13 protein-coding genes are annotated in these 12,149 nt (G+C 69.3%); 6 read left to right on the forward strand and 7 right to left on the reverse strand.

What is annotated here, in order from left to right; genetic code table 11:
• Window positions 1-12: 12 nt before the first annotated feature.
• The 5 genes from Air01nite_RS16010 to Air01nite_RS16030 form a co-directional block, all read right to left on the reverse strand.
• Window positions 13-435: a hypothetical protein gene (locus Air01nite_RS16010; RefSeq protein ID WP_203703166.1), complete on the reverse strand. Its 423-nt coding sequence runs from the start codon at window positions 433-435 to the stop codon at window positions 13-15.
• A gap of 9 nt (window positions 436-444) precedes the next feature.
• A complete protein-coding gene (locus tag Air01nite_RS16015) occupies window positions 445-1,530 on the reverse strand; it encodes a helix-turn-helix domain-containing protein (RefSeq protein ID WP_203703167.1) in 1,086 nt (361 codons plus the stop codon).
• A gap of 76 nt (window positions 1,531-1,606) precedes the next feature.
• Entirely contained in the window at window positions 1,607-2,359 is a 753-nt protein-coding gene (fabG, locus tag Air01nite_RS16020; RefSeq protein WP_203703168.1) for a 3-oxoacyl-ACP reductase FabG, read from the reverse strand.
• Between the two features lie 43 nt (window positions 2,360-2,402).
• Window positions 2,403-4,055, reverse strand: a complete 1,653-nt coding sequence (locus Air01nite_RS16025; RefSeq protein WP_203703169.1) for an alpha-amylase family protein — start codon at window positions 4,053-4,055, stop codon at window positions 2,403-2,405.
• 48 nt (window positions 4,056-4,103) lie between these two features.
• The gene (locus Air01nite_RS16030; protein WP_203703170.1) at window positions 4,104-4,781 is read right to left on the reverse strand and encodes an SDR family oxidoreductase; all 678 of its coding nucleotides are present in this window, start codon (window positions 4,779-4,781) and stop codon (window positions 4,104-4,106) included.
• A 93-nt stretch (window positions 4,782-4,874) separates the two neighbouring features.
• On the opposite strand from Air01nite_RS16030, the gene Air01nite_RS16035 reads away from it, so the two are divergent.
• The 4 genes from Air01nite_RS16035 to Air01nite_RS16050 all read left to right on the forward strand — a co-directional run bounded on the left by Air01nite_RS16035 (window position 4,875) and on the right by Air01nite_RS16050 (window position 7,737).
• On the forward strand, window positions 4,875-5,438 hold the full coding sequence (locus Air01nite_RS16035; protein ID WP_203703171.1) for a TetR/AcrR family transcriptional regulator: 564 nt from the start codon (window positions 4,875-4,877) through the stop codon (window positions 5,436-5,438).
• The gene (locus Air01nite_RS16040; RefSeq protein WP_203703172.1) at window positions 5,435-6,271 is read left to right on the forward strand and encodes a hypothetical protein; all 837 of its coding nucleotides are present in this window, start codon (window positions 5,435-5,437) and stop codon (window positions 6,269-6,271) included. Before Air01nite_RS16035 ends, Air01nite_RS16040 begins: the two co-directional genes overlap by 4 nt.
• 26 nt (window positions 6,272-6,297) lie before the next feature.
• Window positions 6,298-6,774, forward strand: a complete 477-nt coding sequence (locus Air01nite_RS16045; protein ID WP_275408205.1) for an RBBP9/YdeN family alpha/beta hydrolase — start codon at window positions 6,298-6,300, stop codon at window positions 6,772-6,774.
• A gap of 129 nt (window positions 6,775-6,903) precedes the next feature.
• Window positions 6,904-7,737, forward strand: coding sequence for an alpha/beta fold hydrolase (locus Air01nite_RS16050; protein WP_203703174.1), 834 nt, complete (start codon window positions 6,904-6,906; stop codon window positions 7,735-7,737).
• Here Air01nite_RS16050 and Air01nite_RS16055 read toward each other — a convergent pair.
• Entirely contained in the window at window positions 7,734-9,077 is a 1,344-nt protein-coding gene (locus Air01nite_RS16055) for a DUF1501 domain-containing protein (RefSeq protein WP_203703175.1), read from the reverse strand. The genes Air01nite_RS16050 and Air01nite_RS16055 overlap by 4 nt on opposite strands.
• Before the next feature lie 4 nt (window positions 9,078-9,081).
• Window positions 9,082-10,869, reverse strand: a complete 1,788-nt coding sequence (locus Air01nite_RS16060) for a DUF1800 domain-containing protein (protein WP_203703176.1) — start codon at window positions 10,867-10,869, stop codon at window positions 9,082-9,084.
• Window positions 10,870-11,010: 141 nt separating this feature from the next.
• On the opposite strand from Air01nite_RS16060, the gene Air01nite_RS16065 reads away from it, so the two are divergent.
• Window positions 11,011-11,295, forward strand: a complete 285-nt coding sequence (locus Air01nite_RS16065; RefSeq protein WP_203703283.1) for a DUF6412 domain-containing protein — start codon at window positions 11,011-11,013, stop codon at window positions 11,293-11,295.
• Between the two features lie 151 nt (window positions 11,296-11,446).
• Window positions 11,447-12,121 carry a YidC/Oxa1 family membrane protein insertase gene (locus tag Air01nite_RS16070; protein WP_239090742.1) on the forward strand — a complete coding sequence of 225 codons (675 nt, stop codon included), beginning with the start codon at window positions 11,447-11,449 and terminating at the stop codon, window positions 12,119-12,121.
• The last annotated feature ends 28 nt before the right edge of the window (window positions 12,122-12,149 follow it).

The following is a 12,149-nucleotide window of genomic DNA, read 5'->3' on the forward strand; positions in this document are numbered from 1 at the left end:
CATGCCGCCTCGTTATGCGACGCGAAGAAGGTCGAAGGTGGTCACCACCCTGATGCCCTGCTCGTGCGCAAGGACGGGTACGGCCGAATCGTCACTGGCGAAGATGCCTTTGAGCTGTCGACAACTCATGATGGCTAACGTCTCGGCTTCGCCGAGATGCCGGAGTCTCGCGTCGCCGGGCCGCGCGAGACGGGTGCGGAGTGCCTGAGTCATCACGTGCTCGACGCGGTTCTCCGGACGTAGCGGCTCTCCGAAGATCGCGTGCGCATCCGACATCGCCTCGAGCCCAGGCATCTTGGCTGACCGGTCACACTCGTCAGCCACCGAGGCGCACCAAGCTCCGTGACGTGCCAGCCTGGCAAGCAGGTCCATCCGTTTGAGGCGAGCAAAGTTGATCAGTACGGTGTTGTCTGGCAAGACCAGCAACGGCGGCACCTGGCACTCCTACAGGCCGAGGGCGTTGGCAAGCGCGTCTGCTGACATGGGTTCAGGCCGCGTTGGTTCATCGACTTCCAGCGTGCTTTCCGCTACGGCGAGCATCCAGGCCAGCGTCGCCTTGGGCAGCACCCCCTGCGCGATCAGCGCCAGGTGGGCCTTTTGGAGCGCGAGCGGAAACTGCCTTGTCGCGGCATCGTCCATGCGTCGGGTGATCGGATCGTCCGGCGGGCCTTCTGCCCAGTGCGACCGGAGCAGCCGTTGGGTCGGCTGGTTCTTCCATTCGTCGACCAGCCTGGATGCCGAGATGGCAAGGCTGCGGAGCCGAGTCGCCAGCGCTTCGGTGGATACCCCTGCGTCCCAGACCCGACTCGCGAGATCTGCCGTGGTGAGGTCATTCCAGTTAGCGGATTTCATGGCCTGAGCCGGAAGTAGGAGTTCCGCCGCGAAAGCGTTCGCCGCCGCTTCATGTGCGTCGCGAGAGTCGGTTGTGCCCTCGGGATCCGTGTGCCCCAGAACGAGATGGCCGAGTTCGTGTGCGAGGCACCAGTTTTGGCGGAACCAGTTGCCGTCCGCAGGAACAAGAATCACCCCGCGGCCCGACAGCGTGAAGCTGTACGAGGTGGATAGCTCGGATAGCCGAACAACGTCGATGTCCAGCCTGCTTGCCAGACGGTCCACAAAGGGCCGAACGAAGTTCGGCCCGAGAGCCGCACATGCGTCCCCCACCGAGGACGGGATGGCTGAGTCCGGAAGCTGGGCCGTAGCCGCCTGCCGGTAGGCCAGCGCCACGTCCTCCAGAATTTCCTTGTCGAGGTCGGCACCACGCACTTCGCGCCGCCCCGTCAGCTGATCGAAGTCGTGCCGCGCGACCATGCGCAGGCGCAACGGATCGGGCTCGCCTGTGATCAGGTAGTGAACGTCTGCCTTGAGTCGTTCCGCAACCTTGGCGAGCTCGATGGCGGAGAAGCCGCGCTGGCCGTTGAGTGCTCGCGAGAACGCGTCAGGCGTCATGCCGATGCTCGCCGCAACCTCGCGGTGCGTACGGTCAGCCGGCAGCAGTGCGCGGACCCTGTCCCCGATGCCGTCTCCCATACGTCCACCGTACCGGCACGTTGGCAAAATCCCAACGTGGCCGAGATTGCGACAAACGGAGCGAAGAACGTGGCGCCTAGAAGCCGGAGGACGGGCCGCCCGACACGTAGATCACCTGGCCGCTGACGAAGCCCGCGCCCTCGCTGGTCAGGAACGAGATCGTGTGGGCCACGTCCTCGGGTTGGCCGACCCGGCGCACCGCGATCTGTTCGGAGGCGCCCTTCTTGAGGGTCTCGAAGTCGACGCCCATCCGGGCGGCGGTCGCGGCGGTCATGTCGGTCTCGATGAAGCCCGGCGCGACCGCGTTGGCCGTCACGTTGTAGCGGCCCAGCTCGATCGCCAGCGTCTTGGTGAAGCCCTGCATGCCCGCCTTGGCCGCCGCGTAGTTGACCTGGCCGCGGTTGCCCAGCGCCGACGTGCTCGACAGGTTGACGATCCGGCCCCACTTCGCGGCCACCATGTGCGCCTGCACGGCCCGGGTGACCAGGAACGCGCCGCGCAGGTGCACCGAGAGCACGATGTCCCAGTCGTCGTCGGTCATCTTGAAGATCAGGTTGTCGCGCAGCACGCCGGCGTTGTTGACCAGCACGGTCGGCGGGCCCAGCTCGGAGACCACCCGGGTCACCGCGGCCTCGACCTGCTCGCGGTCGGCCACGTCGGCGCCCACCCCGACGGCGGTGCCGCCCGCCGCGGTGATGCCATCCACTGTGGACTTGGTCGCCGTCTCGTCGAGGTCGAGCACCGCGACCGCCAGGCCGTCGGCGGCCAGCCGTCGCGCCGTCGCCGCACCGATTCCGCGCGCGGCACCCGTGACCAGCGCTACCTTCATGATCGACCTCCCCTTGGTTACCGCAGGGTAGCGGAAGTCCGGCTCAACCGGCAGGGGCGCGGTTGAGGCGGATCCAGCGGTAGCCGTAGCCCGCCAGCTTCAGGGCGGTGAGGTCGCCGACGTCCGGATAGCGCTGGTCGGCCAGCACGTCGTTGGGGTGGTCGGCCTCCTCGGCGAGCTTGCCGAGGTCGACGGTCGCGGCGCGTTTGCCCAGATTGTGCAGGAACAGCATGCAGCCGGTCGGGCCGTCCGCGCGATGGGCGAGCACACCGGTCGGCACCGGCACGTCGACGTGCGCGCACGATCCGGCGCCGACCTCGGGCGCTTCCCGCAGCGTGCGGATCATCCGCTCGAACCAGGAGAGCAACGAGTCCGGGTCGTGCCGTTGCGCCGTCACGTTGACGGTCTCGTAGCCGAACTCGCCACCGGTGACCACCGGCCGCACCAGCTTCTCGGCTGGCGCGGTCGAGAAGCCGCCGTTGGGAAGGACAGACCATTGCATCGGTGTACGGATGGCGAAGCGCCCCGTCAGCGACAGGTCCTCCCCCATCCCGATCTCCTCGCCGTAGCGGAGCACGGGGGTGCCGCGCAGGGAGAACTGCAACGCGTAGGCCAACTCCAGGCGCCGCCGGTCGTTGCCGAGCATGGGTGCCAGCCGGCGCCGGATGCCACGGTCGTAGAGGCGCATGTTCTCGTCCGGCCCGAAGGCCTCGTACACCTCGTTGCGTTGTTCGGTGGTGAGCCGCGACAGGTCGATCTCGTCGTGGTTGCGGATGAACGTGGCCCACTGCCCGCCCGCCGGCAGTTGCGGGGTGTCCCGCAAGGCGTCGATGAGCTGCTCCGGGTCCTCCCGAGCCAGCGCGAGCACCAGCCGCCCGTTGAGCATGAAGTCGAACAGCATGTGCACCCGGTCGTTGGCCTCGCCGCCGTCGCCGAAGTAGTCGACCAGTTGCGCCGGCTCGACGTTGGCCTCCGCGAGCAGGACCGCGTCACCCCGCCGCCATTGGACGTGCTGGCGCAGCTCGGAGATGTAGGCGAAGTCCTTGGGCGAGTCGGGGTTGCCGGGCTCGGTCAGCTCGATGATGAACGGCAGCGCGTCGATCCGGAAACCGGAGACGCCGAGCTGGAGCCAGAACGCGACGATCCGCTTGATCTCCTCGCGTACCGCCGGATTGGCGAAGTTGAGGTCGGGCTGGAACTTGTAGAACCGGTGGTAGTACCAGGCCTTGGCGGTGCGGTCGTAGCTCCAGGTCTCGTCCTGCTCGCCGGGGAAGACCATCCCCTGGTTGCGGTCCGCGGGCGCGGTGTCGCTCCAGACGAACCAGTCGCGGTACGGCGAGGCGGGCGAGGAACGCGCCGACTGGAACCAGGGGTGCTCGTCGGAGGTGTGGTTGACGACGAGGTCGATGATGACGCGGATGCCCCGGTCCTCGGCCTGGTGCAGCAGTTCGGCGAAGTCGCCGAGCGTGCCGATCCGTGGGTCGATGCCATAGAAGTCGGTGGCGTCGTAGCCGTCGTCGTGACCCGGGGTGGGGTGGATCGGATGGAGCCACAGGCACGTGACACCCAACCTGGCCAGGTAGTCGAGCCGGCCGATGAGCCCCCGCAGGTCACCGACACCGTCCCCGTCGGAGTCCTGGAACGTGTCGACGTCGAGGCAGTAGACGACAGCCTTCTGGTACCACCGGTCACCCATGGCTGTTTCTGTTAACCGGGCGGCGGCCGGGGCAAACGCGCGTCTTTTTCAGAGGGTCGCACCGCCGCCCAGGCCGGCCCGGACCGTGCGGGTGATCTCGTCGGCCAGCACCTCGTCGACGCCGGCCTCGATGCCGTCGACGGCGGCCCGGGCGACCACCCGCGGGTCGCTCTTCGGCTGTGTGACGTGTGCGGCCATGTCGGTGTCGAGGTAGCCGACGTAGAGCCCGGTCACTCCGATCCCCCGGTCCCGCAACTCGGCGCGGAGGTGGTTGGTCGCGGACCAGAGCGCCGCCTTGGTCGCGCCGTAGGCGCCGCTCGGCAGCCAGGAGAGCACGGAGGCCACGTTGAGGACGTGCCCGCCGCCGTTATTGGCGATCACGGGTACGAAGGCCCGCGTGACGTCCAGCACGCCGAACAGGTTGGTGTCGAACTGGCGCCGGATGTCCGCCGGGTCACCGTCGACCAGGCTGCGGCTGTAGGTGTCGATGGCGGCGTTGTTGACCAGCAGCGTGACGCCACCGGCCGCGGCGGCCGCGCGCGCGATCGAGGCCTGGTCGGTCACGTCGAGCGCGATCGCGGTGGCGCGCGGGTTGGTCACGGTGCTGGGGTCGCGTACCCCGGCGTAGACGGTCTTGGCACCGCGCTCCAGAAACTCCTCGACGAAGGCCTTGCCCAGGCCGCGATTGCCGCCGGTCACCAGCACGGTGGCCCCGTTGATCTCCATGTCCGCTCCTCTTGCCCATTGGGAAACCGATCGGTTTCCAACACCGTAAACCGATCGGTTTCCGATGGCAAGAATTGGCGCTAGGCTGTGGCGATGGCAACGGGGACCACCACACGCGACCGCCTGTTGGCGGCGGCAGCCGACCTCTTCTACCGGGAGGGAGTGACGGCCACGGGCGTCGAACGCCTGTGCACGACCGCGGGTGTCTCGAAGCGCTCGATGTACCAGCTCTTCCCCACGAAGGACGCGCTGGTGGCGGAGGCGCTGGCCACCGTCGGCCCGGAGACGAACCGGATGTTCCTGCCGGACGATTCCGAAACCCGCCCCCGGGAACGCATCCTGCACGTGTTCCGCAGCCAGGAGTCACTGGCGTCACAGCCGGGCTTCCTGGGTTGCCGCTTCGTCAACACGGCGACGGACCTGCGCGACCCTTCCCACCCGGCGTCGGCTGTTGCCAGGGACTTCAAACAGCAGCTGACGGACTGGTTCGCCGCCGAAGCCCGCGCGGCCGGCGCCGCGGACCCGGCGTTGCTCGCCAGACAACTCACCATGGTCTTCGACGGCTTCGCCGCCCGCGCGATCGTCACGGGCACGGACCTGGCCGACCTGAGCGTGACCACGGCATCGACCCTGCTCGACGCGGCCGGCGTCCGGTGACGCGACCTTACGAGGTGTCCGCGGCCGCGCTGCGGCCGCTGTTCGAGATGTTCTGGACGTCCGAAGGTTGGCGAGACCAGCCTTTGCCGCTGTCGGACGTGGCGGTCGAGGCCGGTTTGATGTTCGTCGAGCCGCGGACCCTGTGCCATGACGAGTGGGTGGCCGCGGCCCGCGCGGCGGCGGCGTCCCTGGACGTCGGTGAGGTCTCGAACGCCTTCCTCGCCAGCCTTTCCACGCGCCGCCTGGACCTGCGGTCGGCCCTGGGTTCGTACGCGATCGCCCGGGTCCTGCCCGACCATTCCTTCGCGGCGCGGGACGGCACCTGCGATGTCTGCGGCTTGGCGGAGGTCGCGACCGAGGACCTCAACGTACTGAACTTCGAACGCTTCAAGTGGGGTGGCGTGCGGCGCGACGAGATCCCTTACCTCACCCTGGATCTCGAACAGTTCGCCCTGGCACCGCGGCCGGCGGCGTCGGCCGAGGACCTCCGCATCGGCCGCGAGCTGATCAGCACGCTCGATTCGTTACCGGCTCGCGTCACCGCCGCGCAGGCGGTCGGCAAGCTGACGATGGTCAAGGGCAACAAGGACGAACGCGGAGTCCTGCTCGACATCCTCGGCGTGTGCGACATCCTGCACGACGACGAACACCGCGGCTACCGCGAGGGATTCGTCACGGCCGCGGACCGAGACCTGCCCACCAAGAGATTCGTCGAGCACGCCTACCCCACCTGCTGGTGGACCGGAAGCAACGGCATCGACCACACCGCGCTGCCCGAGTTCCTACCCGCCCTGCTGCCAGTCGGTCTCTCCAGTGATCGGCGGCGTCTGTGATCGCTACGGGCGTGCGGTATCTGCTTGTGCCTGGTCGAGGTGTGGCGTTGCCGGATCACTGGATGCGGCGGTTCGCGCAGCGGCCCGGCTTCGAGTGGGCGCCCGAGCCGCCCGGCCCGCCGTACGCGCCCGACGAGCGGGTGGCGGCGTTGCAGACCGTGGTGAGCGCGGGCGAGGCGCCGGTGGTGCTGGTCGCGCACAGTGCGGGCTGCTTGACCGTCGCGCTGTGGGCCGCCCGGCACACCGGCCCGGTGCGGGGTGCCCTGCTGGTCACCCCGCCGGACGTTCCGCCTGATCAGATCGTCGTCCCGCGCACGCGGCTGCCGTTCCCGTCGATCCTGGTTGCCAGCCGCAACGACCCCTACACCTCCGTGGCAGGGTTCCAGGCGCTCGCCGACGACTGGGGTGCCGACCTCGTCGACGCCGGCGACGTCGGTCACCTCGACAGCGCCACCGGGTTCGGTTCGTGGCCCGACGGCGAACGGCTTGTCGCGCGGCTCTAGCGTCCCGGTTTCATCAGCTGTAACTGGCGCTACGTGACGGCCGCCGCGGATCGTGAGAACTCCCGCACGCTCATCGTTACGCACCTAGCGTCGGAGGGAAGTTGACCGTCGTTCCAACGGGGGAAGCAAGTGACTACCGGACATGTTTCGACCAAGGACAACAACGAGATCTTCTTCAAGGACTGGGGCAATCCCAACGGGCAGCCTGTGGTGTTCAGCCACGGGTGGCCGTTGACCGCCGACGCGTGGGATGACGCCATGATGATGGTGGCCGAGAACGGTTACCGGGGCATCGCGCACGACCGGCGCGGTGGTGGGCGCAGCAGCCAGCCCTGGGAGGGCAACGATCTCGACTCGTACGCCGATGACCTCTCCGCTGTCATCGACTCGCTCGATCTGCACGATGCGGTGCTGGTGGGCCACTCCACCGGTGGTGGCGAGATCACGCGCTACGTCGGGCGGCACGGCACCTCGCGGGTTTCCAAGATGATGCTCGTCAGCGCGATCCCGCCAGTGATGATCAAGTCGTCGAAAAACCCCGAGGGCCTGCCCAAGGAGGTCTTCGACCAGCTTCGTGACGGGATGTCGGCCGACCGGTCGCAGTTCTACGAGGACCTCAGCGCACCCTTCTTCGGTGCCAACCGCAAGGGGTCCCACGTTTCACAGGGACTGCGCGACCAGTTCTGGCAGCAGTCGATGACGTGCGGCCTCAAGGGTGCGTACGACTGCATCCAGGCCTTCTCCGAGACCGACCTGACGATGGACCTCGAGGCGATCGACGTGCCCACGATGTTCATCCACGGCGACGACGACCAGATCGTGCCGATCGACGACGCGTCCCGCAAGGCCGTCAAGCTCGTCGACAACGCGGAGCTCAAGGTCTACCCGGGTGCGCCGCACGGGCTCACCAGCACGCTGAAGGACGAGTTCCACGCGGACCTGCTGGCCTTCCTGAGGTCCTAGCGGAAGATGCCGATCTTCTTGGCCGTGTAACCGGGGAAGATCTTCTTCCAGTCCTTCACACCCATGCGGGCGCCGAGGAGCTCCGTGATGACGTCGCGGTAGTCGTTGGCGCCCGCCAGGTCGCCCTGGTCCAGTGAGCCCGAGGCCAGGCCCGGCCACCGGCCGTGCACCTTGCCGCCGTACATCCCGCCGCCCAGCAGCATCATCAGGCCGCCGTGGCCGTGGTCCGTGCCCGAGTTGCCGTTGGCCTCCACCCGCCGGCCGAACTCGCTCATCGTCACGATCGACGTCTCGTCGAGGGCCGGGCCGAGGTCCGTCGCGAACGCGCCCAGCGCGCCCGCCAGCTCGTTGAGGCGGTTGCGCATGTCGCCGCCGTCCGGGCCGCCGATGTTGGTGTGCATGTCCCAGCCGCCGATGTCGACGGCCGCGACCCGCAGGCCCACCTTCGCCTTGATCAGCCTGGCCACGTCCTTGAGCTGGTCGGCGAAGCCGCCGCCCGGCCACTGCGCGGTGGACTGGTAGTCGGACTGGGCGATCTTCCGGGCCGTCGAGATCGACTTGAGCGTCTCGGCCGCCTGGGCGCCCAGCGGGTGGTTGCCGACGCCGGTGTACAACGCCTTGAGGGCCGTCAGCGACTTGTCGCGCATGCCGCCGCCGCCCCGCAGGTCGAACTCGCGGATGCCCTGCAGCACCAGCTTGCTCTGGCCACCGACCAGCGACCGGGGCAGCGCCGAGCCCTCGGCGACCGCGCGGAACGTGGTGCCGGGGCCGAGCTGCTCCAGCACCCGGTCGAGGAATCCGGTGTGGACGGCCGTCGACGCCGCGCCCCGCTCCAGGCAGTCCTGCGCCTGGAAGTGCGATCGGCTGGCGTCCGGCGAGGCGACCGCGTGCACCGCGGCCATCTTGCCCGCCTCCCAGAACGGCGCCAGCGGCGCGAGCCCCGGATGCAGGCCGAACCGGTCGTCGCCGGCGAGCAGCGCGCCGGGCTGCACGGCGATGTCGCGGCGGGCGTTGAGATAGTTGCGGTCGCCGCGCGGCACGATCACGGACAGGCCGTCCATGCCGCCGCGCAGGAAGACCACGACCAGCGTGCGGGTGGTGGTCGACGGCGCACCGAACGCGACCCGGGTGGTGGCCACCTGGTTGGCCAGGCTGGCCACACCGACCGCGCCCGCGCCGGCCAGCACGCGGCGCCGCGTGAAGCCCTTGCGCCACTGGTCGCGCTGCGCCTGCAGGTCGGCGGCGACCGCCTCCGCCTGGACCCGGATCGCGGCCTCGGGCAGGTTCGGGCCCCGGCGGGCCAGCTCGGCCCGCGTCGAAGGTCCATCAGGGACAGTCATGGCCTCACCGCAACGCGTGGTAGATGGAGTCGAACAACAACGGCGCCAGATACTCGATCTTGCCGCCCAGGCTGCCGTTGCGTACCGCCGTGTTGTCCTTCGCCGACAGGAACGACAGCAGCGCCTTGCGATGGGTCGCGGCAACCGGCTGGAAGAGCAGCCGGGCGGCGAGACTGTCGATGTAGGGGCCGGTGGTGGCCGGCCGCTTGCCGACCAGACCCTCGACCTTCGGGTACGACAGCCCGCGCTCGAACCCGCCGACCAGCGACCGGTGCGCGTTCCACAGCGAGAGCGTCGCGTGCGCGGACCGCCACGCCGCCGAGACATCGGGATAGCCGTTCGGCGGCACCCAGGCCAGCGGCGCGTTGCCGAACCGCTGCGTCATGAAGTAGAGGCCCTCGACGCCGGCGCGCACGTCGGATCCCGGTGCCACGCCCAGCGCCCGCGCGGTGGCGACGAAGTTTTCCAGCGGTCGCCGGGTCTTCATGCCGGTCGCGATCCAGAACTCCTGCGACCGGAACAGCACCCGCAGCACGGGCGCGATCGCGGTGCCGTTCTCGAGGTAGGTGTCGGCGAGCCGCTGCACGAGCCCGTTCGGCGGCGCGTCGCAGACGAACCGCACGGCCAGCTTGCGCGCGATGTTCTTCGCCGTGGCGGGATGAGTGGCCAGATAGGACAGATACTTCTCGCCGACCTCGAGGCCCTTGGACCGGGACGGGTTCTTGTCCTTGAAGCCGAGCACCTTGACCGGGTCGACCCAGTGCCGGTTCGACTCGTACCGGAACTCGCCCTCGTTGGTCACGGTCCGGCCCGTCAGGATGTACGCGCTGTTGCGCACGTCCTTCTCGTTGTAGCCGCCGTCGATCCCGACCGTGTGCAGCTCCAGCAGCTCGCGCCCGTAGTTCTCGTTGACCGACCGCCGGTCGGACGCCGCGTTGTCGAGATAGCGCAACATCGCCGGGTGCCGGGCGCTGGCCTTGAGCATGTCGACGAACTTGCCCAGCGCGTGCTTGCGGATCACGTCGTTGTCGTACGACGTCCGCACGTCCCACCCGCCGTCGAACGGGTTGGTCACGTTGAGGTGGTTGGACCAGAAGTCCACCATCACCTCGAGGAGCTGGCGGTTGCTCCACATCTGCCGGGCGATGGTCGCCTGGCCGAGCTCGAACTGCGCCTGGTAGTCGAACTCCTTGACCGTGCGCCGGATCTGCGCGGTGCTCATCGCGACGGTCGGGAACGCGCCCAGCGCCTTGGCCGAGACCGCGTCGTCCACCTTGCCCGGGTTGAGCTGCTGCTCCAACCACTCGTCGATGCCCGTCTTGGTGGCCGCGTCGACCAGCGCCCGGGTCGGCCCGAACGTCGTGCGCCGCAGCATGTGCAGGATCGGGTCCCGGCTGAGCATGTTGGGGTTGGTCGGCTTGGCCTTCGCGGCGGCCGCGGCGGCCGCACCGGGGGTCTCGGCCAGCCCGGCGGCGCCCAGGTCGATGGAGTCGCCGAGCGACTGCGTGTAGCTGGCGTCCCGGTCGGCGAACGCACCCGCGTCGCGCGGCGAGCGGGTCGAGGTGGCGCTGTCACCGAGCGCGGCGGAGATGCCACCGCCACCGCCCATGACCGCGGCCGCCGAGCCCACCGCGCCGGTCGCCACCACGGCCGCGCCCGCGCCGATCAGCACCTGCCGCCGGTTGCGCACCAGCTTGAGCAGGGTCGGCTCGCTCGCCCGGGCCAACCGGGCGACCTTGGGCGCCAGCGGATCAGGAGCCCGGTGCCGCGACGCGGCACGCCGTTCCGCCATCCCCCCACCCCTTGCTGTGTCGACACGGATCCAGGGCGGACCATAGATGCAGGTACGCACCTGTCTCAATGCGAGCGGTCGTTTGTTAAGCCGGCCCTAAAGATCGTCGCCGGCTTGCGGCCGAGTGGTTGACTGGACGTCGTGCGGTTGGTCATCTCCGCGCTCACCGGGGCGCTGCTGTTCGCGCTGGTCGACGCCAGTGACGCGGCGTCACCATGGGCGTTCCTGGCCGCCGCCCTCGCCGCCGCCCTGCTGGTTGCCGCAACGCTCGGCGCCCTCGCGCCCGGCCGGCACCAGCGCGCCGACGCCACCACCCGCGGCGCCACCCTGCGCGCCCGTGCCCAGCGCCGCCGCATCCCGCGCGCGCTCGACCCGGACGGGCGTGGTCGTCCCCGCCCGCGGGCACCCTCGCTCCACCTCGCCTGATCCGCCCAAATCTCCGCTGCCGCCACCGCGCGGCGGCTCCTCCGCGCCCGGCTCTGCTCTGCTTCCACATGCGCACCACCCCGGCTGACCTGCGGTGCGTATCTGTAAGCAGAGCAAAGCCTCGGCGCACGATCAGTCGAGGAAACCGATCATGCTTGCGTTTGCTCCACTCGACGGCGCCGTGGGCGTCGCCGGGTCTGCCCTGTCCGGAATCGCCGCCTTTATCGCTCCGCTCGCGGGCCCGTACGCGATGGTTCTGGCGATCATCCTGTTCACCGTCGCCGTGCGGCTCGCGGTCGCGCCGCTCAGCATCGCCGCCGTCCGTGGCGAGCGCCGCCGCAACGCGCTCCTGCCCAAGATCCAAGAAATCCAGCAGCGGTACGCCAAACAGCCCGACCGCCTCCGCACCGAGCTCACGGCCCTCTACCGGGAATCCGGCTCGAACCCGCTCGCCGGCTGCCTGCCATCCCTCGCCCAGGTGCCGTTCTTCCTGGTCATGTACCGCACCTTCACGATCTCGCCGCCCGCCGGCGAGCTGTGGGGCGTCCCCCTCGGCCACCACCTGGCGGCCGGTCTCGGCGGTGCGGTTCTGCCGGTGTACGGCGTACTCCTGCTGCTGTTGATCCTGCTCGCGGTCTTCTTCGCGCGCCGCTCGCGGCGGGCGCTCGGTCCACAAGCGACCGGATTGGCCCGGGTGATGCCCTTCATGTCCTTTCTCACCGTGCCGGCGGCCCTCGTGCTGCCCCTCGCGGGCATGTTCTACCTGGTCACCACCACTGCGTGGACCGCGCTGGAGCACTTCGTGCTGCGCCGGCCCGGCCATTGACAAACGTCCCTATGTCCGTTACAACCCG

It is taken from the genome of Asanoa iriomotensis (assembly GCF_016862515.1).
In the GTDB taxonomy this organism is placed as follows: Bacteria; Actinomycetota; Actinomycetes; order Mycobacteriales; family Micromonosporaceae; genus Asanoa; species Asanoa iriomotensis.

Coding starts and splice junctions, on each gene's coding strand:
- Air01nite_RS16030 (WP_203703170.1), bottom strand. CDS start 4,781: ATGGAGATCAACGGGGCCACCGTGCTGGTGACCGGCGGCAATCGCGGC.
- Air01nite_RS16035 (WP_203703171.1), top strand. CDS start 4,875: ATGGCAACGGGGACCACCACACGCGACCGCCTGTTGGCGGCGGCAGCC.
- Air01nite_RS16060 (WP_203703176.1), bottom strand. CDS start 10,869: ATGGCGGAACGGCGTGCCGCGTCGCGGCACCGGGCTCCTGATCCGCTG.
- Air01nite_RS16015 (WP_203703167.1), bottom strand. CDS start 1,530: ATGGGAGACGGCATCGGGGACAGGGTCCGCGCACTGCTGCCGGCTGAC.
- Air01nite_RS16025 (WP_203703169.1), bottom strand. CDS start 4,055: ATGGGTGACCGGTGGTACCAGAAGGCTGTCGTCTACTGCCTCGACGTC.
- fabG (WP_203703168.1), bottom strand. CDS start 2,359: ATGAAGGTAGCGCTGGTCACGGGTGCCGCGCGCGGAATCGGTGCGGCG.
- Air01nite_RS16070 (WP_239090742.1), top strand. CDS start 11,447: ATGCTTGCGTTTGCTCCACTCGACGGCGCCGTGGGCGTCGCCGGGTCT.
- Air01nite_RS16055 (WP_203703175.1), bottom strand. CDS start 9,077: ATGACTGTCCCTGATGGACCTTCGACGCGGGCCGAGCTGGCCCGCCGG.